Source organism: Polaromonas aquatica (genome assembly GCF_050626995.1).
Lineage (GTDB): Bacteria > Pseudomonadota > Gammaproteobacteria > Burkholderiales > Burkholderiaceae_C > Polaromonas > Polaromonas aquatica_A.
Genome location: NZ_CP192467.1, coordinates 1,873,478 through 1,892,588 on the forward strand (window position 1 = coordinate 1,873,478; position 19,111 = coordinate 1,892,588).

18 protein-coding genes are annotated in these 19,111 nt (G+C 64.3%); 13 read left to right on the forward strand and 5 right to left on the reverse strand.

What is annotated here, in order from left to right; genetic code table 11:
- Positions 1-42: 42 nt before the first annotated feature.
- The 3 genes from ACQ4MS_RS08930 to ACQ4MS_RS08940 all read left to right on the forward strand — a co-directional run bounded on the left by ACQ4MS_RS08930 (position 43) and on the right by ACQ4MS_RS08940 (position 4,633).
- A complete protein-coding gene (locus ACQ4MS_RS08930; RefSeq protein WP_431099097.1) occupies positions 43-2,451 on the forward strand; it encodes an efflux RND transporter permease subunit in 2,409 nt (802 codons plus the stop codon).
- Complete coding sequence (locus ACQ4MS_RS08935; RefSeq protein WP_431099098.1) at positions 2,448-3,563, forward strand: ABC transporter substrate-binding protein; 1,116 nt, start codon at positions 2,448-2,450, stop codon at positions 3,561-3,563. Before ACQ4MS_RS08930 ends, ACQ4MS_RS08935 begins: the two co-directional genes overlap by 4 nt.
- Positions 3,564-3,673: 110 nt before the next feature.
- Positions 3,674-4,633, forward strand: coding sequence for an alpha/beta hydrolase (locus ACQ4MS_RS08940; protein WP_431099099.1), 960 nt, complete (start codon positions 3,674-3,676; stop codon positions 4,631-4,633).
- 12 nt (positions 4,634-4,645) lie between these two features.
- Here the strand turns inward: ACQ4MS_RS08940 and ACQ4MS_RS08945 are convergent, their stop codons facing one another.
- Positions 4,646-6,670 (reverse strand): acetoacetate--CoA ligase, encoded by a 2,025-nt coding sequence (locus ACQ4MS_RS08945; RefSeq protein WP_431099100.1) that lies wholly within the window; start codon positions 6,668-6,670, stop codon positions 4,646-4,648.
- Positions 6,671-6,759: 89 nt separating this feature from the next.
- Here ACQ4MS_RS08945 and ACQ4MS_RS08950 point away from each other — a divergent pair, with 89 nt between their 5' ends.
- The 6 genes from ACQ4MS_RS08950 to ACQ4MS_RS08975 all read left to right on the forward strand — a co-directional run bounded on the left by ACQ4MS_RS08950 (position 6,760) and on the right by ACQ4MS_RS08975 (position 12,149).
- Positions 6,760-7,458 (forward strand): hypothetical protein, encoded by a 699-nt coding sequence (locus tag ACQ4MS_RS08950; protein WP_431099101.1) that lies wholly within the window; start codon positions 6,760-6,762, stop codon positions 7,456-7,458.
- A 9-nt stretch (positions 7,459-7,467) separates the two neighbouring features.
- Positions 7,468-8,364, forward strand: a complete 897-nt coding sequence (locus ACQ4MS_RS08955; RefSeq protein ID WP_431099102.1) for a hypothetical protein — start codon at positions 7,468-7,470, stop codon at positions 8,362-8,364.
- Positions 8,365-8,426: 62 nt separating this feature from the next.
- On the forward strand, positions 8,427-8,852 hold the full coding sequence (locus ACQ4MS_RS08960) for a ribonuclease HI family protein (protein ID WP_431099560.1): 426 nt from the start codon (positions 8,427-8,429) through the stop codon (positions 8,850-8,852).
- Between the two features lie 122 nt (positions 8,853-8,974).
- Entirely contained in the window at positions 8,975-9,595 is a 621-nt protein-coding gene (locus tag ACQ4MS_RS08965) for a TetR/AcrR family transcriptional regulator (RefSeq protein WP_431099103.1), read from the forward strand.
- Positions 9,596-9,825: 230 nt separating this feature from the next.
- The gene (locus ACQ4MS_RS08970) at positions 9,826-10,710 is read left to right on the forward strand and encodes an alpha/beta fold hydrolase (protein WP_431099104.1); all 885 of its coding nucleotides are present in this window, start codon (positions 9,826-9,828) and stop codon (positions 10,708-10,710) included.
- 152 nt (positions 10,711-10,862) lie between these two features.
- Positions 10,863-12,149, forward strand: coding sequence for a solute carrier family 23 protein (locus ACQ4MS_RS08975; protein ID WP_431099105.1), 1,287 nt, complete (start codon positions 10,863-10,865; stop codon positions 12,147-12,149).
- A gap of 168 nt (positions 12,150-12,317) precedes the next feature.
- Here the strand turns inward: ACQ4MS_RS08975 and ACQ4MS_RS08980 are convergent, their stop codons facing one another.
- The 3 genes from ACQ4MS_RS08980 to ACQ4MS_RS08990 all read right to left on the reverse strand — a co-directional run bounded on the left by ACQ4MS_RS08980 (position 12,318) and on the right by ACQ4MS_RS08990 (position 15,488).
- The gene (locus tag ACQ4MS_RS08980; RefSeq protein WP_431099106.1) at positions 12,318-13,469 is read right to left on the reverse strand and encodes an ABC transporter substrate-binding protein; all 1,152 of its coding nucleotides are present in this window, start codon (positions 13,467-13,469) and stop codon (positions 12,318-12,320) included.
- A gap of 228 nt (positions 13,470-13,697) precedes the next feature.
- Positions 13,698-14,048 (reverse strand): hypothetical protein, encoded by a 351-nt coding sequence (locus ACQ4MS_RS08985; protein ID WP_431099107.1) that lies wholly within the window; start codon positions 14,046-14,048, stop codon positions 13,698-13,700.
- Positions 14,049-14,183: 135 nt separating this feature from the next.
- Positions 14,184-15,488, reverse strand: coding sequence for a hypothetical protein (locus ACQ4MS_RS08990; RefSeq protein WP_431099108.1), 1,305 nt, complete (start codon positions 15,486-15,488; stop codon positions 14,184-14,186).
- Positions 15,489-15,633: 145 nt separating this feature from the next.
- On the opposite strand from ACQ4MS_RS08990, the gene ACQ4MS_RS08995 reads away from it, so the two are divergent.
- The 3 genes from ACQ4MS_RS08995 (at position 15,634) to ACQ4MS_RS09005 (ending at position 17,828) form a co-directional block, all read left to right on the forward strand.
- The gene (locus ACQ4MS_RS08995; RefSeq protein ID WP_431099109.1) at positions 15,634-16,056 is read left to right on the forward strand and encodes a hotdog fold thioesterase; all 423 of its coding nucleotides are present in this window, start codon (positions 15,634-15,636) and stop codon (positions 16,054-16,056) included.
- Positions 16,057-16,437: 381 nt separating this feature from the next.
- A complete protein-coding gene (locus tag ACQ4MS_RS09000; RefSeq protein ID WP_431099110.1) occupies positions 16,438-17,472 on the forward strand; it encodes an ABC transporter substrate-binding protein in 1,035 nt (344 codons plus the stop codon).
- A gap of 50 nt (positions 17,473-17,522) precedes the next feature.
- Positions 17,523-17,828, forward strand: a complete 306-nt coding sequence (locus ACQ4MS_RS09005) for a hypothetical protein (RefSeq protein WP_431099111.1) — start codon at positions 17,523-17,525, stop codon at positions 17,826-17,828.
- Between the two features lie 122 nt (positions 17,829-17,950).
- On the opposite strand, the gene ACQ4MS_RS09010 is transcribed toward ACQ4MS_RS09005, so the two are convergent.
- Positions 17,951-18,520: a cob(I)yrinic acid a,c-diamide adenosyltransferase gene (locus ACQ4MS_RS09010; protein WP_431099112.1), complete on the reverse strand. Its 570-nt coding sequence runs from the start codon at positions 18,518-18,520 to the stop codon at positions 17,951-17,953.
- 180 nt (positions 18,521-18,700) lie between these two features.
- Here ACQ4MS_RS09010 and ACQ4MS_RS09015 point away from each other — a divergent pair, with 180 nt between their 5' ends.
- Positions 18,701-19,102: an EF-hand domain-containing protein gene (locus tag ACQ4MS_RS09015; protein WP_431099113.1), complete on the forward strand. Its 402-nt coding sequence runs from the start codon at positions 18,701-18,703 to the stop codon at positions 19,100-19,102.
- Positions 19,103-19,111: the final 9 nt, after the last annotated feature.

Consider the following 19,111-nt stretch of genomic DNA (forward strand, 5'->3'; position numbering starts at 1 on the left):
GAACCACCCCGGAGACCAGCGCCGCGCACGCGGCAAGACTTTATGCACGCCGATTCCTCCTCCATCCAGCCCGTTGTCGCGCGGCTTGAAGATTTCGACACGCGCTCGGGCACGCTGCTCGAACGCGCTTTTTTCAACCACCGGCCCTGGGTCATGGCGGTCTGCGTACTGCTCACCCTGCTGCTGGGCTGGCAAGCCACCAAGCTGCGGCTGAACGCCAGTTTTGAAAAAACCATTCCCACGGGCCACCCCTACATCGTCAACTACCTGGCGCACAAGAGCGACCTGGGCGGCCAAGCCAATGCGCTGCGGCTGGTGGTGCAGGCCAGGCAGGGCACGATCTTCGACAAGGCCTACCTCGACGCGCTGCAGAAGATCAATGACGAGATCTTCCTGCTGCCCGGCGTGGACCGCCCCTTCATGAAGTCGCTGTGGACCTCCAACACCCGCTGGGTGGCCGTGACCGAGGAAGGCCTGGACGGCGGGCCGGTGATCCCCGATGCCTACGACGGCTCACCCGCCAGCCTGGCCGGGCTACGCGCCAACGTCGAGCGTTCGGGCGAGATCGGCCAGCTGGTCGCGGGCGACTTCAAGTCCAGCATCGTGTTCGTGCCGCTGCTGGACCGCAACCCCGAGACCGGGCAGGCGCTGGACTACGGCGAGCTGTCCCGGCAGATCGAAGTCCTGCGCGCCAAATACGGCAGCGACACGCTGCAGGTCCGCGTGACGGGTTTCGCCAAGGTCGCGGGCGACCTCATCGAGGGACTGCACCAGGTGTTGCTGTTTTTCCTGCTGGCCCTGGCCATCACCACGGTGGTGCTGTTCGGCTACACGCGCTGCAAGCGCAGCACCGCGCTGGTGGTGGCTTGTTCGCTGGTGGCGGTGGTCTGGCAGTTCGGCCTGCTGGCGCTGCTGGGCTACGAGCTCGACCCTTATTCGGTGCTGGTGCCCTTTCTGGTGTTTGCCATCGGCATGAGCCACGGCGCGCAGAAGATGAACGGCATCATGCAGGACATAGGGCGCGGCACGCACCGGGTCGTGGCCGCGCGCTACACCTTCCGGCGCCTGTTCGTGGCGGGCCTGACCGCGCTGCTCTGCGATGCCGTGGGCTTCGCGGTGCTGGTCATCATCCAGATCAAGGTCATCCAGGACCTGGCCCTGATCGCCAGCATAGGCGTTGCGGTGCTGATCTTCAGCAACCTGGTGCTGCTACCTATCCTGCTGTCTTATGTAGGTGTGGCACCCGCCGCCGCCGCGCGCAGCCTGCGCCAGGAAACATCGCAAGGGACGCAACGTTCATGGCTGTGGGCCTTGCTGGACCATTTCACGCAGAAGCGCTGGGCCACGGCGGCGGTGGTGGTTGCGGCCCTGATGGCCGTGGGTGGCTATGCCGCCAGCCTGCATTTAAAAATCGGCGACCTGGACCCAGGTGCCTCCGAGCTGCGGCCAGGCTCGCGCTACAACCAGGACAACGCCTACCAGATCGCCCACTACGCGGCCAGCGCCGACATCCTGACCGTGATGGTGACCACGCCCGCGGATAAATGCACGGCCTACGGCACGCTTGCCAAGGTGGACGCCTTGGCCTGGCAGTTGGAACAGCTGCCAGGGGTGGAATCCACCAACTCCATGGCCGCGCTGTCCAAGCTGGCCATGGTGGGCTACAACGAAGGCAACTTCAAGTGGTTTGAACTGCTGCCCAACGATGGCGCCCTGGGCGGCGTGCAGACGCGCGCGCCACGCGAGCTCTTCAACCAGAGCTGCTCATTCCTCGCGCTCTACGTTTACCTGAAGGACCACAAGGCCGAAACACTGGCGCGCGTGGTGGCCGACGTGGAACACTTCGCGGCCTTCAACAACACGACCGACGTCAGCTTCAAGCTGGCGGCGGGCAGCGCCGGCATCGATGCGGCCACCAATATCGTGGTCGGCAAGGCCATGCGCGAGATGCTGCTGTGGGTATATGCGGCGGTGGTGATTTTGTGCTGGATCACTTTCCGCTCCTGGCGCGCGGTGGTGGTGGCGGTGTTGCCGCTGGTGCTGACCTCGATCCTGTGCGAGGCGCTGATGGTGGGGCTTGGCATGGGGGTGAAGGTCGCCACGCTGCCGGTGATCGCGCTGGGTGTGGGCATAGGCGTGGACTACGCGCTGTACGTACTCAGCATTACGCTGGCCCGCATGCGCGAGGGCGCCAGCCTGTCCGAGGCCTACCACCATGCGCTGCAGTTCACCGGCCGCGTCGTGCTGCTCACCGGCATCACGCTGGCGCTGGCCGTCGGCACTTGGGCTTTTTCGCCGATCAAGTTCCAGGCCGACATGGGTATTTTGCTGGCCTTTATGTTTGTGTGGAACATGGTGGGGGCGCTGGTGCTGCTGCCCGCGCTCGGGTATTTCCTGCTGCGACCGGCAGTAGCCCTTCCCATGCCGGTCAATGCACGAGTGCCGGTATGAGCCGGCGTAGGGACATGCTTGCCGCGATGATGCTGCTGGGAGCGGCCGCGGCTGGCCATGCCGCGCCCGACGCCCTGGTCATCGGCCAGTCGTTGCCACTCACCGGCGCAGGCTTTCCGGTCGCCAACCGTGTGCTGGCCGGTGCCCGCGCGCATGTGGAGCGCGTCAACGCATCAGGCGGAATTGCCGGGCGTCGCATCGAGTTGGTGACACTGGATGACGGCGGTGACCCACGGCGCGTGGCGGCCAACCTGCGCACCCTGGTGGGCCAGCACAAGGCGGTGCTCATCGCCAATTGCCTTGGTGAACGGGCTTGCCTCGAGGCCACCCAGGCCACGCGCGAACTTCGCGTGCCGCTGGTCGGCCCGATGTCGGGAGCATCGGCTTTGCGGTCTACCGATGTCCGCCATGTTTTCAGCCTGCGGCCGGACGATGCGCGAGAGGCCGATGCGCTGGCGCGCCAGCTGGCATCCATTGGCGTCACCCGGGTGGCGGTGCTGGCCGACGACTCCGAGCCGGCGCGCACTGGGGCGCTGGTGGCAGCCTTGCAACGCGATGGCCGTCAGGTCACGCGCATCACCGCCGACGCACGCCTGCCGTCCATCGAAGCCGCCTTCCGCGACGTGGCCAAAGCCGCGCCGCAGGCTTTGGTCCTCAACCTGGGCAACGAGGTGCTGGATGCGCTGGGCCGGCTTCCGGCCTCGGCCTATGACAGCGTGCCGTCCACCGTCGCCACTTTGTCGACGGCGGGACTGACGCAGCTGACACGGCTGTTTCGCAACCGGCTGGTGGGCTACACCAGCGTGGTGCCGAATCCCGAGGTGGCCCGCCTGCCCATCGTGCGTGAACTCGAGCGCGATGCCGACGATTTCATCGGCCCCGAGGCGATGACCTTCGAGGGCCTGGAGTCCTACCTAAACCTGCGTGTCTGCACCGAAGCCCTGCGCCGTGCCGGCCCGCGCGCCGACGGCCAGCGCCTGGGCGAGGCGATTGAAAGCCTCGGAGCACTGGACCTGGGCGGCTTCAGGCTTTCATTTGGAAAAGAGCGGCATCACGCATCGGACCACGTCGAGATTGGCATGCGAGCGCGCGACGGCAAATTAATCAGATAACCCCCCCGAAGCGCCTGCGGCGCCTCCCCCCGGGGGGCGCCACCTGCGGCCCGGCAAAGCCGGTTCCGCGCTGGCGCTTGTACTGCGACTTTGAACTGATAAGGACTGCAATGACCACCCCTGCCATCCCCACCGTGCTCGAGACGGCTCCTATGGACCCCGCCCTGGCCGGCTTTCTGGCCCAGGCCGCCGCGCAGGGCAACCCGCCGCTGGAAAGCCTGCCCCCCGCCATCGCGCGGCAGGTGTACCGCGAACTGGCCGACACACTGGGCTTGCCGGCCCCGGCCATCGGGAAGGTGAAAGACATTAGCTTCCCCGGGCCGGACGGCCCGCTGCGCCTGCGCGCATACAGCCCCGACGCCGCCGGCCCCTGGCCCGTGCTGCTCTACGCGCATGGCGGCGGTTTTGTCATAGGCGACCTTGAGACCCATGACAAGGTCTGCCGCACGCTGTGCCACCACAGCGGCATGCTGGTTGTGGCGGTGGACTACCGGATGGCGCCCGAACATCCCTTCCCCGCCGCGCCGGACGACGTCGAGGCCGCCTTGCGCTGGGTGCTGGCGAACGCCGCCGCGCTGGGCGGCGACGCCGGCCGCATCGCGGTGGCCGGCGACAGCGCCGGCGCGCAACTGGCGCTGGTGGCATCGCGCCGCGTGAACGCAAAGGCCGTGCGTGCCCTGGGCCTGGTCTACCCGGTGGCGCAGCACCCCAGCCAGCCCAGCGCATCCTATCCAGAGAACGAAGGCAAATTTCTCACCATGGGCGTGATGCAGTGGTTTATGGCCAGCTACCTCGGCCAGCAGGCCGATGCGGACAAGCACCCTGACTTTGCCTTGCTGGACTCAGGCAGCCTGGCCAGCCTTCCGGCTACCTGGGTGGCCACCATGGGCCACGACCCGTTGCGCGACGAAGGCCACGCCCTCGCACTACGCGTGGCCTCGGCAGGGGTGGAGGTGACGCACCGGCACTACCCGGAGGCGATTCATGCCTGCATCCATTTCACGGCCGTGTCGCCTGTCGGTTTGCGGGTCATGACGGAGCTGGCGCAGTGGTTGCGCGCGCGGGTGTGAAGGCTTGCGGGCTTAGTCCCGCAGCTCACCTGCGGCACGCCGGCGTGCAAAGTTCACATACCAGTCCAGGCAACCGGGGTTGGCCATCGCGTCGCGATTCAGCACCTTCTCGAGTGGCTGGCCCAGTAGCAGCTTCTTGATCGGCAGCTCCTGCTTCTTGCCCGAGAGCGTGCGCGGGATCTCGGGCACGGCGAAGATCTCGTTGGGCACAAAACGCGGCGACAGCGCGGTCTTGACGGCCTGCTTGAGTTTGGCTTTCATCGGCTCGTCCAGTGCCTGGCCGGGCCGTAGCACGACAAAAAGCGGCATATAACTTTCACGGCCCAGGTATTCAAGGTCGACCACCATGGAGTCCAATACTTCGGGCAAGGCCTCGATGGCACTGTAGAGCTCGCTGGTGCCCATGCGCAGGCCATGGCGGTTGATGGTCGCGTCGCTGCGGCCGTAAATGATGCAACTGCCCGAGGGCGTGACCTTGAGCCAGTCGCCATGCCGCCAGACACCGGGGTAGGTGTCGAAGTAGCTTGCGAGGTAGCGCTGGTTGTCCTTGTCGCCAACGAAGTAGAGCGGCATGGAAGGCAGCGGCTGCGCGCAGACCAGCTCGCCGACTTCATCCACGACGGACTCTCCCTTGTCATTCCAGGCCTCGACGGCGCAGCCCAGCATGCGGCATTGCATTTCGCCGGGGACGACGGGGAGCTCCCTGTTTCCACCAATGAACGCGCCGGCAAAGTCCGTCCCGCCCGAAATATTGCACCACCAGATACTGGGGTTTCCGATTTTGGCGAACTGTGCTGTGCCCCATCGCTGCGTGTCCTCACTGAGCGGCGATCCGGTAGTACCCAACGTGCGAAGCCGGCTCAAGTCGCCACACTGCGCGAGATCAACACCCGCCTTCATGCAGTTGGCAAAGAACGCCGCGCCCGCACCGAAGAAAGTGGCACCGGTGTTGGCGACAAAGCGCCAGAGCGTGGTCCAGTCGGCCGCCTCCTTGCTACTGCCCGCCGGGTTGCCGTCGTAGATGCAGCAAGTGGTGCCGTTGAGCAGGCTGGCGGCCTGCACGTTCCACATGATCCAGCCGGTGGAGCTGTACCAGTGAAAGCGTTCGGGATTCCTGGGGCCGGCATAACTGGGCGCCAGGTCGTTGTGCAGGCGCAGCAGCGCCAGCCCCACCAAGGCCACACCGCCATGGCCGTGGACGATGGGTTTGGGCAGGCCGGTGGTGCCGCTGGAATAAACAATCCACAGCGGATGCTCGAAGGGCAGCCAGAGCGGTTCAAAGGCCGCTGTTTCAGCATCATTTCGGGCTGTGGCGCCGTGTAAACCGGCGCAATCAGCTATCAAATCCATAGCATCCAATTTCCCAGGCAGCATCTCGTGAAGGATCACATGCGTGACGCTGGGCAATGCAGCGGCCAGCTCGGCCACTACGCTGCGGCGGTCAATGTCCTTGCCTCCGTAGTGAACGCCGTTGCAGGCGATCAACACCTTGGGCGAAATCTGGCGAAAGCGGTCCAGCACAGCGGGTGTGCCCATGTCGGGCGCGCAGACGCTCCAGACGCCGCCAATGCTCACGGTGGCAAGAAAGGCAACCATGGTCTCGGGCGTGTTGGGCAGGTAGGCGGCCACACGGTCGCCGGGCTGTACACCTTGCGCCTTCAGGTGCAGGGCCAGCGAGGCCGCCTGGCGGCGCATCTCGGCCCAGCCGAGTTCGCGTGCCGACTCGCCCTTCGCCAGGCTGGTTTCGCCATGGCTCAGGATGGCGGGCACACCGGCCGCTTCGGCGGCGGCCGCATGGCGGAACACCTGCTGCGCGTAATTGCCCTGCGCGCCGGGAAACCATTCGGCCCCGGGCATGGTGCGCCGGTCCAGCACAGCCGTGTGCGGCGTCGGCGACTGGACTTCGAAGTAGTCCCAGATGCTTTGCCAGAAAGCATCAAGGTCGGTGACCGACCAGCGCCACAGCGCGTCATAGTTGTCGAAGGACAGGCCGCGCGTGGCCTGCAGCCAGTTTTGGTAGTGGCGTATCTGGAACATGAGCAACCATAAACCAAGTCGGGTGGACGGGAGTGGGAGGGCAGGCTGTGGCTTATATTCCGAGTGTCTGTAACTACTGGATACGTTTCATGTCTTTCCGATCTTCAGCCCTTTTGTGGGCTGCGGCAGCCCTGTTCATCTCGGGCTGCGCCACTACCAAGGTCCAGCCGCAGGTGAGTTTCACGCCGGCCGCGCTGAAGTCAAACAACCAGCGGGTCGGCGTGGCCATGACAGCCTTGCCCAAGGCGGAAGTGCACGTAAACGGGAACATCTGCCTGCTGTGCATCGTCACAGCCAACGCGGCCAATTCCACCCTGAGCAAGCATGCGGCCACCCTGACCCTGGAAGACTTTCCCAGCCTGAAGGACAAAGCCGTCGCCGCGCTGCGCCAGAAAGGAGTGAACGCCATCGTCATCGAGGAGCCGCTGGACATCAAGGCCCTGCTGGACACCAGCCCAGGCACTCGCAATGCCGCGCCCAAAAACTTCGCGCCTCTCAAACAGAAGTACGGCGTCGACAGCCTGCTGGTGCTTGAGGTCCACTCCGTGGGCTTCGTCAGGAATTATTCGGGCTACTTCGCCACCAACGACCCCAAGGCGCTTGTGCGCGGCACAGGCTATATGGTCAATCTCAGCACCAACACTTATGAGTGGTACCTGCCGGTCTATGTAGCCAAAAGCGCCGAGGGCAAATGGGACGAGCCGACGGCGTTTCCCGTCCTGACGAATGCGTATTACCAGGCGCTGGAAACCGGCAAAGACGATTTCCTGCGGCCGCTGACCAACTAAAGCGGCGCCATGAAACACCGGCAAGCAGTTTTCCTCGGCGCAGCCACCTTGGCCTTAGCGTGCCTGGGCTTGTCGCCCGTCCACGCCATACCGGCCGACGCCCCATGGTCGCTGCTTCCGCCCACGGAGGAGGCCGTGGTCTTCCGGGGCCGGGCCAGCATGGATACGGTGGGAAGCGGAAACCCGGGTGGCTTCATGCCGTATCCCGGAGCCACCGCGGGAGGGGCCATGGCGGCGATCGTTACTCACGGACTGCTGGCGGATTCCCAGAATGACCGGCAGAAGCGGGCGCTGCAGGAGAAGGCCGACAGGGTGCTGAGGGCTTATCGGCCGGTGCTGAACGACTACAAGCACACCGAGTTGATGCAGGCCGCTCTGGACAAGACGCCGTGGACCGGTGCCAAGGCGCTGGCCGGCCCGGCTCAGGCACGCGGCACGGGCTGGATGGTGGAAAGCCTGCCCGTCTTCTCGATGACGCAGGACCAGCGGGCTCTGGTGCTGGACAACGTCCTGTCGGTATACCCGCCCGGTGAAACAGACAAACCACTTTACCGGTCTACGGTGCGCGTGGTATCCCGGGCCCGGATGGCACCGGACATGGAGCGGTACTGGAAAGACGACGCGGGTGCGGCGCTCAAGGCTGAAAGCGCAAGCCTGCTGGCACATTCCCTGGCGCTGGCACTGCAGGAGGCGGCCAGCCCCGCCGCTGGCGATGCGCCCGCCTTTCGTACAGTGCGCTACCCCGAGGGCGAAGTCGAGAAGATGGAGCGGGCACAGGTCCTCAGCCAGGCCTGTGATCGCCAAGTGATCAGGACACTGCGCGGCTGGCTGATGTCGGTTCCCTCACCAGCCGTGGGCGAGCCGGCCGCGGCCGCTTGCGAATCCGCACTACCGGGCTGGAAATAGGGGCGTCCCGGATTGGGATCGGGCCGCCGCCTGAAAAGCACCCATTGAACGACGAGCCCTGGATGATCCACTGCGACGGCAGCGCCGTGCCCAATCCCGGCCGCATGGGCCTGGGCGCGGTGCTCACAGCGCCTGACGGCACGCGGCATTCGCTATCTACCCAGGCCGAGGGCCGTGGCTGCAACAACGAGGCGGAGCTACGCGCACTGATGGCGGCGCTCCAGGAAGCCAGGCGTCATGGGGCGAGCACGCTGGTGATCCACTGCGACAACAGCGTGGTCGTTGGGCAGCTGGCGGGCACCGCCCTTGAGCCCTTTGTACGCCTGGCCGCACTGTTTGAGGAGGTGCGCTCCGAGTTGCGGTCCTTTGCGTCGGCACGGCTGGTGTGGATCCCGCGCCACCGCAACCGAGAGGCCGATGCTCTGGCCCGGGCAGCGGTGGGGCTGATGCCGAAAAACCCGGTGCCCGCCGGCAAGCACCGACCCTAGCGGCCTGCCGGCAACGCATCCATGCTTCGTCCTGGCGCGAAGCACAGGCTGTCTGATAAAACGTCAAGACCGGGTTTTCAGGAGGGGATTGCTCTTTCGCACAATCGTGCTATATTCGCGCCATGGACGCCAAAACCCAGAAAAGCGAAATGACCCGCGCCGCCATCATTGGCGCGGGCATAGACCTGGCCGCCGCGGAGGGCCTGGAGGCCATCACGCTGCAGGCCGTGGCGGATCGCATCGGGATTTCCAAGAGCGGTGTGTTCTCGCGCATAGGCTCGCGCGAGGCCTTGCAGAAGGCCGTGATTGAAGAATTCGGCCGGCGCTTCATTGCCGACGTGTTTGTGCCCGCCATGCAGCAGCCCAAGGGTCTGCCGCGGCTGGACGCCATCGTGCAGCGCTGGATTGTGCGCATGCGCGACGTGGAAATCCAGTCGGGCTGTATTTACACTGCGGGCGCCTTTGAGCTGGATGACCGCGAAGGCGAATTGCGCGACACCTTGTTCGGCGAAATTACCCGCTGGCGTGCGGCTTTGCGGCGCACAGTGCTGCAGGCTGTCGAAGCGGGCCATTTGCAGGCGGACACCGACCCAGAGCAGCTGGTATCAGAGATTTATGCCCTGTCGGTGGGCTTGTTGCACGATGCACGTTTTCTGCGCGACAGCCGCGCAGCGGAACGTGCGCAGGCATCCTGGAAGCGCCTGCTTAAAAGCTACCAGGCTGAGGCAGCCACCCCAAAATAAAGAGACAAACAGGGCGGAAAGGGCAGCCGCGCCATTTCCGATGTGTCGGCAAGTTTTAATTTCGCACGACTGTGCGGAGAAATGAGGAAATCATGTTGATTCTGATCATTGCTTTAGGCGTGTTTGTCGGCGTTCGCGCCGGCATGGCGGTCCTGGCTTCGCTGCGCGGTTTGCCGCGCAGCAACGAAGACTGGATCTGGTACTGAGATTGATAAAAAGAGGACGACGCCATGACACGCACCTCCCTGCAGGCCACTTCGGCTTTCTACAACGCCAGCCCGATGACGCGGATTTTCCGCTGGGGCCTGGGCGCTTCGCAGCAACTCTGGCCCGCACTCGCCGTGCGCGCGGCTTACCGGCTGTTTGGCACGCCGCTACCGCCCAAGTGGATCAGCCGCCGCCGCACGTGGAGCCCCGAGTGGCACATCGAGCAGTGGCCGTTTGAAGACGCCAGTGTCACCCTGTATTCGCGCCCCGTCGCGCCGCCCGGGCCGGTGGTGCTGCTGGTGCATGGCTGGGGCGGGCATGCGGGCCAGATGCTGGCGCTGGCTGATCAATTAAGTGCACAAGGCCTCAGGCCCGTGATCGTTGAAATGCCGGCGCACGGCCGCAGCAGCGGCTCGGTCAGCAACCTGCCGCAGTTCGCGCGCGTGCTGGAGTACGTGACGGCCCGGTTGCAGCAGCAGGGCCACACGCTGCGCGCGATGGTGGCGCATTCGCTGTCTGCCAATGCCGGTGCCTACGCAGCCAGCCGCGGACTGGCCACCGGCCGGCTGGTGCTGCTGGCGCCGCCTGCTTCACCGCTGGAATACACGCGGCTGTTCGCCCATGCATTTGGCCTGCGCGAATCCACGCGCGCGGCCATGCAGCGGCGCATCGAAGCGCGCGAAGGCATCTTGATGCCGCAGTTCGAACCGGCGATAGTCGGGCCGCGCATCCACCTGCCCACGCTGGTGGTGCATGACCGGCAGGACAGCATCAACCGCTTTGCCGATGGCGTGGCCTACAGCGAAGCGATTGCTGGCGCGCGCCTGATCGCCACCGAAGGCCTGGGCCACCGCAAGATCCTCAAGGATGACGAGGTGTTGCGCCAGGTCGCCGCGTTTGTGGCCTGAAACAAGCGCTGCGGGCGGCCAGAAACAGCCGCGAAACACTACCTGCATCACGCTGGATACCGGGCTCGGGATACACGGGAGCGCCCGCCCGGCTTGTGCAAGAGGCCCATTCCCCCTAGCATTGCCTCACTTTTACAACGAGGAGAGAGACGATGGGAATGCTGGACTGGACAGAAAAAAGCAGCGCGGTATTGCAGCAGGGCGGCGTCATCGCGCCCGACGAACGCCTGCCGTGGCCGCAAACCGCGGTGATGGGCGTGCAACACGTGATCGCGATGTTCGGCGCCACGGTACTGGCGCCCATCCTCATGGGGTTTGACCCCAACATCGCCATCCTGATGAGCGGCATCGGCACGCTGATCTTTTTTGTCGTCACCGGCGGCAAGGTGCCGAGCTACCTGGGTTCGAGTTTTGCCTTCATCGGAGTGGTGATCGCTGCCACGGCGTATGCGGGCAAGGGGCCGAATGCCAATCTGGGCGTGGCACTGGGCGGCATCATTGCCTGCGGTGTGGTCTACACGCTGATCGGCTTCATCGTGCAGGCTGTGGGCACCGGCTGGATAGAGCGTTTCATGCCGCCGGTGGTCACAGGCGCCGTGGTGGCGGTGATCGGCCTGAACCTGGCCAGCATTCCCGTCAAGAACATGGCGGCCGGCAACTTTGACTCGTGGATGCAGGTGGTGACGTTTGTGAGCGTCGCGCTGGTGGCCGTGATGACGCGGGGCATGGTGCAGCGGCTGCTGATCCTGGTCGGCCTGATCGTGGCGAGCGTGATTTATGCGGTGCTGACCAATGGCCTTGGCCTTGGCAAGCCGATGGACCTGTCGGGCATTGCCAGTGCGGCATGGGTTGGCATGCCGGGCTTCACGGCGCCGGTGTTCAGCGCCAACGCCATGCTGCTGATCGCGCCCGTCGCCATCATCCTGGTGGCGGAAAACCTCGGCCACATCAAGGCAGTGACGGCCATGACCGGCAAGAACTTGGACGTCTACATGGGCCGCGCCTTCATCGGCGACGGTGTGGCGACCATCGTCTCTGGCAGCGCGGGCGGTACCGGCGTGACGACTTACGCCGAGAACATCGGCGTGATGGCGGCAACCAAGATTTATTCCACCGCAGTCTTTGTGGTGGCGGCACTGATCGCCGTGGTGCTGGGCTTCAGCCCCAAGTTCGGCGCGCTGATCCAGGCCATCCCGCTGCCGGTGATGGGCGGCGTGAGCATCGTGGTGTTCGGCCTGATCGCCGTGGCCGGGGCGAAGATCTGGGTCGACAACAAGGTGGACTTTTCGGACAACCGGAACCTGATCGTCGCAGCCATCACGCTGGTGCTGGGCACGGGTGACTTCACGTTGAAGTTCGGCCAGTTTGCGCTGGGTGGCATCGGCACCGCAACCTTCGGCGCCATCCTGCTCTACGCATTGCTCAACCGCAAGCCCTGACCCTTAGTTGCCCGGCAACGCCCAATAGTTGCTATTAATTTGATAGCTGCTCGCGCAGATTCCACCTGGGCTGAACGCCGTTTTTATGCAAAAAAAGCCCCAGTTGACCAAACAACCGGGGCTTTTTGGCTGCGCCGGCATCCACAGTGCCGGCCAGGCCTCATCGCATCAGCCCAGAAAGCGCCCATTGGAGCCCAACACGCCTAGGTCCACAAATTTCGACCCCGCGAAAGGCGGTGCGGCGTAGTCGACGGTGAAACCGCCAAGGTCAAACTTCTGCAGGCCGGCCAGCGCGGTGCGCAGCTTGGCGCGCGTCACATCACGGCCGGCGCGCTCCAGGCCCTCGGCCATCACATGGGTGTTGATGTAGCTCTCCAGGCTGCCGAGCGAGAACTCCTGCTGGCCGGTGGCGCGCATGGCGGCCTGGTATTCACGCACCACCTCCAGCTTGGCGCGGTACGGGTCCGGGAACACCATGGTCAGCGCCAGGCCGGAACCGGCCGCGCCCAGCGCCTTGATGCCGTCGCCTGCCAGCGTGACGCTCAGGCCCGCCACCGGCAGCATCGGCGATGCCTTCTTCAGCGCAGTGATCAGGCTGACGGAAACCGAGCCGGCCGTGCCCAGCAGCACGGCGCCGGGCTTGCCCGCGACGACCTGGTTGACGACGTCATTGAGGTTCTTTCCGTCGATGGCCAGTGCCGCCTGCGCCGCTGGTTTCGCGCCTTCAGCCTGCAGGGCGCGGTTCACGTCGGCCAGCACTTCCTTGCCGTAGCTGTTGTCCAGGTAGACGACGGACAGATCCTTGATGCCCATGTTCACGATCCGCTGGACCAGGCGCTGGGTTTCGTCGGTAAAGCTGGCACGCACATGGAATACGTTGCGCATGCCCGGCTTGCGCAGCGAAGATGCGCCCGAACGCGGTCCGACATAAGGCAGGTTGGATTCTTCAATCAGCGGCACGATGGCGGTGTTGTTGGGTGTACCGACGCAGGACATCAGCGCAAAAATGCTGCCGTCACCGATCATCTTCTTGACGTTGTCGGCACTGCGCTGCGGCACGTAGCCATCGTCCAGCATCTGGAACTGCAGCATGCGGCCGTTGACGCCGCCCTTGGCGTTGATCTCGCGCATGGCGGCATCCACACCCACCTTGAGTTCGGCGCCCACGCCCGCCAGCGGACCTGTGGTCGCGCCCGTGCTGCCGATGGTGATGGCCTTGGCGGTCAGGCCTTCCTGGGCGTTGGCATTGCGGATGAAAGCGGGGGCGGCGGCGAAGGCGGCCAATTGAGGGGCGAACGAAAGGAAGCGGCGGCGAAACATCGCGAATCTCCAGATTGGGGGGTGGCCGTAAAGGCCGGAAAGAACAAGGCCGTGCGGCCTTGCAGGGGTAAAACGATCTGCCAACCTGCGCGATGGCGCGCAGGAATGGGGGAAATCATTTAGGTGTAAATGATTCTAGGTAGAAACCCTGACAAATCGATGACACAGGCCGTTCGGCTGTGACATTTGCCAGGACAGGCCCGGCACACCGCTGGTGTAGCAGGCGGTTTACTTGGCGGGGGGTTGGCCGGTGGCCTTGGCGAGGGCTGCTTTTGTCCGGGCGAGCTCACGTTCGAGGTCAGCACGCTCGTCGATTTCCTGCTCCAGGGTTTCATTGACCTGCGCGAGGTCATCGGCGGATTCCTGGATACGGGTTTCCAGCTCGTCGGTTTTCTGGAGGGCTTGCGCCACATCGCCGGTTTGCACGTGCTCGGGGATTTCCTGTTTCAGCACGGTGTTGATCACCAGCAGGTCGGCAGCCGACTGCTCCACGGTGTCCTGGACGGCCTCATTCTGGTCAAGCGCCCGTCTCAGCGGCGTGGATGCTGGCACTAAAACGACGGGAGGCTGCTGGGGCATGTCAATGGCCTTGTTAATGATGTGGAACCACGGCCGCAAGGAATCTCACGGAAAAGCAAGGGCTTGCAAACCATGCCCGTCCGTATGTATCTGCAGGTTCAAGAACGATTCTACGCATAGCGCCCTCTGACCGCCTCAACGTGCTTTCGCAGGGCTTTGTGACTTTGCCGGGGGCCGTGCCGCGCTGGCCGGCTGGGCCGGGCCAGGACTGAAAATTTTGCCCAGCGTGGCGCCGATCCGGGCGCCTATGGCCGTGCCAACGCCCGGCAGTACGGCAGTGCCCACCACGGCACCCGCAATGGCGCCGCCCGGTACCGAAAATTTGACGTTGTCGAGCGGGCCGCTGACCGTGAGGGGGACACCCACAATGCCGTCCACCAGGTCAACAGCAAACTCGCCCTCGATCTGCCGTTTGGCGACCTGGATCTGGCCTGTTGCGGTGAGCGCCCCGGACGTGGCCTTGAGATCGGTGTAGGTCACCACCATGCCCTCGGGGGTGTTCTGCGTGTCGAGCTGGCCCGTGATGGCGTCCAGCGGGGTCTGCCCCGCGTGTTCCTTGCCAGCCGTGCGAACGGCTTTGTCCAGGTCAAAACGCAGGAGCGTGGACTTGCCCACGGTGAAGGGTGTTTTGGTGTGCAGTGACTGTGCCAGTTCGGCCACCGTATCGCCATTGGCCGAGAGCGTGGTTTCGCCGGAGAACCGGCCGGCGACGACAGAGCGGCGGTTGAACGCACCCAGCGCGCTTTCGACTTCGATGCCGCGCGGCTGGAGCTTGCCTTCCAGATGCATGCGGCCCTTGGCGCGAAACTCAAGCCGGACCTCACCGTGCGCCGTGCCACCACCCACCTGGATGCGTGTGGCCCAGCGGTCTTCTGGGCCCTGGCGTGTGAGTACCAGGCTGGCGGCAGGCGAAACACCGGGCCGCCGCAGTTCGGCTTTGCGTGGGCGCCAGGCGGGATCGAAATCGACCTCGCCCTCATAGACCACGGGAATGCCGCGGCGTGAGATCCAGGTCAAATCGCGAAATACAAAACGGGCCAGCGGCAACTCGTCACCGGCCGTCTCTTCCTTTTCGCGATCTTTCCCCAGCCCGCGGAGCGACAGCTGGGGAACCACCGCGCCTTCCAGGTCGGCGCGGTCTATCTTGATGCGGCGCTGCCATAGCGCGAAGATATCCGGGTAAGCAGTGAGTTTTGTGATCTGGATCGGCTGGGGCTGATGGGTGGAGACGTCTTCGATCACCAGGGCGGGCGAAGGAAACAAACGCCAGTGCAACGCACCCACACGCACCTTGACGCCCAGCTGGGCCTCCAGCTCTGCGGAAGCGCGCTGCGCCAGTTCATCATCAGGCGGCACCAGCCGAAGCACAGCGACCCATAGCGCACAGAGAATCAGTGCAACAACGCCCAGCCCCACCAGCCATTTGCGCGCACGTGTCATCGGTCCAGTGGATCCGGTGGGTCTGTGTTTCTCATGCTCATGCTGCGAGCTTACGTTCGGCCAACGCAGCAGTACACGCGACAAGGTCCTCACCTGCTGTAGTCCGCAACCTTATAGTGATGGGTGTCACTTCCATGGAACCGTCATGCGCATCTGGAAACAGCCCATCTCCGTCGAACTGCTTACGCACCACAACGCCGACAGCGCGGTCACCCACCTGGGCATCGAGTTTCTGGAGGTCGGCGACGATTTCATCCGCGCACGCGTGCCGGTCGACGAACGCACGCGCCAGCCATATGGCTTGCTGCACGGCGGCGTATCGGTGGTGCTGGCGGAGACCCTTGGGTCCTGCGGCGCGGCCTATGCAGCGCCCGAGGGACATCGCGCCGTGGGGCTGGACATCAACGCCAACCACCTCAAGGGCACGACAGGCGGCTGGGTCACGGGGATCACGCGGCCGGTGCATATAGGCCGCAGCACACAGGTGTGGCAGATCGACCTCACCAATGACGCGGGCGAGCTGACCTGTGTTTCGCGCATTACCATGGCGATGCTGCAGCCTAGGTAACGGCCGGGTCGACCCTTGATGGCTGCGCTCAGCCAGCAATGTTACTAATAGCAACAATTTCCCCGCGCCAGATATTTCCCGTGCGCCGGATTGATCTGGCGCGCTTTCAAGGCCTGTTCCCAGTACGACTTTCAGGTCCTGTCGAGAGGACTTCCCCGGCAAAGCCTTGCTGCAAGCCACATCTGGCCGTATCGATGGAATCCAGCTCCATACTTTTTTTATCTCAAGACATGGCTTGAATCGTATTTGATCTTATGGTGCCTCGTCCGTATTGTTCGCCAGAACCAGGTCGAAAGGTAACAAATGGACACAGGTAATGTAAGACGATGTGCCACAGCGCTGCTGGCAGCTGTTTTATGCGGTGCAGGCCACGCGCAGATCATGATCGGCCAGACAGCCGGGTTCACCGGTCCGGTGGCTGCGGGGGTCAAGGAGAACACGGATGGTGCGCGCCTGTGGCTGGACGCGGTGAACGCCCGGGGAGGGATCGCAGGTCAGAAACTGGAACTGGTGTCGCTGGACGACAAGTTCGACCCAAAGCTTGCGAGCGAGAACGCACTCAAGCTGGCCGACCGCGGCGCCATCGCCTTGTTCCTCACGCGTGGCACGCCTCCCACCGAAGCGGTGTTGCCCGTGCTGCAGGCCCACCGCATGCCGCTGGTGGGTCCTTCTACCGGTGCAATGGTCCTGCATCAGCCGGTGCACCGTTACGTCTTCAATGTACGCGCCACCTACCAACGCGAGGCCCAGAAAGCCATCGAGCACCTGCACACACTGGGAATCCAGCGCATTGCCCTCGTGCATGCGGACGACTCCTTTGGCCGTGACGGCCTGGAGGGCGCCAACAAAGGCTTCGCACAGGTCAAGCTGAAACCCACAACGGTCCTGAAGGCAGACCGCAGCAAGCCCGATTACAGCCAGCTTGTGCCACCGATCGCGACAAGCGACGCCCAGGCCGTGCTGTGGATCGGGTCAAGCAACGCCGTGGCCGAAGGCGTGCGGGCATTGCGGGCCACCAAGTCAGCCGTGCGCGTAGTCACTTTGTCCAACAACGCTTCGGCGGGCTTCGTCAAAGCGCTGGGAGAACACTCGCGCGGCGTCATCGTCACGCAGGTCTACCCCTCCGAGCGCTCCTATGCCTTCACGATGGTGCAGGAAGCCATGGAGCTTGCCAAAGCCAAAGGCATGGCGCTGTCGCCCGCCATCCTGGAAGGCTATGCCGCCGCCAAAGTGCTGGTGGAAGGCTTGAAGCGCGCGGGCAAGAACCCCACGCGAGAGACACTGCAGGCGGCCCTGGAAGGCATGAAGCGCTTCGACCTGGGCGGGCTGGAGGTGAGCTTCAGCAGCGATGACCACACGGGCCTGGAGTTCGCGGACCTCTCCATCGTGGATCTCGAAGGCCGCTTCGTGCGCTGACGGCGGGCCACCTCTGCCGCTCGGGAATTGGAATCCAGAAGGGAGCCGCCATGGCGTGGAAAAAGTCGCTGCACAGCTGGCTGCAAGAGAGCACAGCGGAAGCCACCAGGCAACAACTGGATCCGCTGCGCCTTCAGCTCCACGATGCGCTGCAGCGATGCGAAGGGCCGATGTGCGAGCGCATGCGCTGGCGCATCGACGATGCGCACACCGCGCAGCAGCTGTGGCTGCTGCGCGGGGAAATATTCCAGCTGGTCGCCCGCCAGTTCTGCCAGGAAGAAGCCGTGCGGCGCATCAATGCACTGTTGCCCGCCTTCTCCCGCTGGCTGCCCAAGCGCATGCTGACAAAGGCTTAGGGATCCGGGCGGCGAAAGCATCGAAGTGAAAGCGGATCCATCCAGGCCATTGTTTGCCGGAGCGCCCGGGATTTATAGATGTTTTAGCGCTCTCGCAGGGAGCGCGGCGTGACGCTTGCAGCTTATTTCGCCTCGGCAGCCTTCGCCATGCGCTCGCTCTTCCAGTAGACATCGTCGCCGCCGTTCATACGGTTGAGCACGCGCGACAGAACAAAAAGCAGATCGCTCAGGCGGTTAAGGTAGTGGCGCGGCGATTCATTGACCGGCTCGGCGGCACCCAGCGCCACCACGGCTCGCTCAGCACGTCGCGCGACAGTGCGGCATACATGTGCGAGTGACGCCGCACGCGACCCCGCCGGCAAGATGAATTCAGCCAGGCGCGGCAGGTTCGCGTTGTGCTCGGCAAGTGCGCCGTCAAGCAACGCCACTGCCTCGGGCTTGAGCAGCTCGAAGCCGGGAATCGACAGCTCGCCGCCAAGGTTGAACAACTGGTGCTGCACCTCGACGAGTAACTCACGCACGCCCGGCGGTAGCTCTTCGCATAACAACAGGCCGATGTGCGAATTCAGTTCATCGACATCGCCCATGGCATGCACACGCAAGCTGTCTTTGGACACACGCGTGTTGTCGCCCAGGCCCGTCGTGCCGTTATCGCCAGTACGGGTGGCGATCTGTGAGAGTCTGTTGGCCATGATGCGAAGGCGCGATGAAGCGCGGTGAAAAGTGCATGAAACCCGGAGCGTTACGCCAGGCAAGGAAATGTGTCGTCGTACGCCATCATGTGAGTGAGGAAACACCCTGCAAAACCGCTGGCCGCAGGAGGCAGGCTGGGTTGCAATGGCGGCTTGTCCACTCTTTGAAAGACTCCTCGCATGACCATGCACACGATAGCAGCACAACGTCCAAAACATTCTATTCCCAGCTTCGAGCTGCGCAGCGTGCTCCTGGTGGCCGCACTGGCCGTGGGCGCTGCCGGCGCCGTGCGGGCGCAAGCCAACCCGCCCTCGCCCGCCAGCCCCAACAGCCCGCCCGCACAGATGGCGCCTTCGGGTTCCACCGGCACTGGCGCCCCGGATGCCGTTCCGCAAAACCGGGTCACGAGCAAGGACATCGAGGCAGCCTTCAATCGGGCCGACGCCAACCGGGACGGCAAGCTGGACCGCCAGGAAGCCGAGCACTTCCCGGCCGTGGCGCAGCGCTTCGAGCAGATCGACACCAACCGTGACACCTATATCTCGCTGGCTGAGCTCGTCAAGGCGGCAAGTTCTTCCTGATCCGTGATC

Bases quoted from the DNA above. Each gene is read 5' to 3' on its own strand.
- ACQ4MS_RS08980 (WP_431099106.1), bottom strand. From the start codon at position 13,469: ATGTTTCGCCGCCGCTTCCTTTCGTTCGCCCCTCAATTGGCCGCCTTC.
- ACQ4MS_RS08950 (WP_431099101.1), top strand. From the start codon at position 6,760: ATGTCTTTCCGATCTTCAGCCCTTTTGTGGGCTGCGGCAGCCCTGTTC.
- ACQ4MS_RS08990 (WP_431099108.1), bottom strand. From the start codon at position 15,488: ATGACACGTGCGCGCAAATGGCTGGTGGGGCTGGGCGTTGTTGCACTG.
- ACQ4MS_RS09010 (WP_431099112.1), bottom strand. From the start codon at position 18,520: ATGGCCAACAGACTCTCACAGATCGCCACCCGTACTGGCGATAACGGC.
- ACQ4MS_RS08975 (WP_431099105.1), top strand. From the start codon at position 10,863: ATGGGAATGCTGGACTGGACAGAAAAAAGCAGCGCGGTATTGCAGCAG.
- ACQ4MS_RS08945 (WP_431099100.1), bottom strand. From the start codon at position 6,670: ATGTTCCAGATACGCCACTACCAAAACTGGCTGCAGGCCACGCGCGGC.
- ACQ4MS_RS08955 (WP_431099102.1), top strand. From the start codon at position 7,468: ATGAAACACCGGCAAGCAGTTTTCCTCGGCGCAGCCACCTTGGCCTTA.
- ACQ4MS_RS08935 (WP_431099098.1), top strand. From the start codon at position 2,448: ATGAGCCGGCGTAGGGACATGCTTGCCGCGATGATGCTGCTGGGAGCG.
- ACQ4MS_RS08965 (WP_431099103.1), top strand. From the start codon at position 8,975: ATGGACGCCAAAACCCAGAAAAGCGAAATGACCCGCGCCGCCATCATT.
- ACQ4MS_RS08940 (WP_431099099.1), top strand. From the start codon at position 3,674: ATGACCACCCCTGCCATCCCCACCGTGCTCGAGACGGCTCCTATGGAC.
- ACQ4MS_RS08970 (WP_431099104.1), top strand. From the start codon at position 9,826: ATGACACGCACCTCCCTGCAGGCCACTTCGGCTTTCTACAACGCCAGC.
- ACQ4MS_RS08930 (WP_431099097.1), top strand. From the start codon at position 43: ATGCACGCCGATTCCTCCTCCATCCAGCCCGTTGTCGCGCGGCTTGAA.
- ACQ4MS_RS09015 (WP_431099113.1), top strand. From the start codon at position 18,701: ATGACCATGCACACGATAGCAGCACAACGTCCAAAACATTCTATTCCC.
- ACQ4MS_RS08995 (WP_431099109.1), top strand. From the start codon at position 15,634: ATGCGCATCTGGAAACAGCCCATCTCCGTCGAACTGCTTACGCACCAC.
- ACQ4MS_RS09000 (WP_431099110.1), top strand. From the start codon at position 16,438: ATGATCGGCCAGACAGCCGGGTTCACCGGTCCGGTGGCTGCGGGGGTC.
- ACQ4MS_RS09005 (WP_431099111.1), top strand. From the start codon at position 17,523: ATGGCGTGGAAAAAGTCGCTGCACAGCTGGCTGCAAGAGAGCACAGCG.
- ACQ4MS_RS08960 (WP_431099560.1), top strand. From the start codon at position 8,427: ATGATCCACTGCGACGGCAGCGCCGTGCCCAATCCCGGCCGCATGGGC.
- ACQ4MS_RS08985 (WP_431099107.1), bottom strand. From the start codon at position 14,048: ATGCCCCAGCAGCCTCCCGTCGTTTTAGTGCCAGCATCCACGCCGCTG.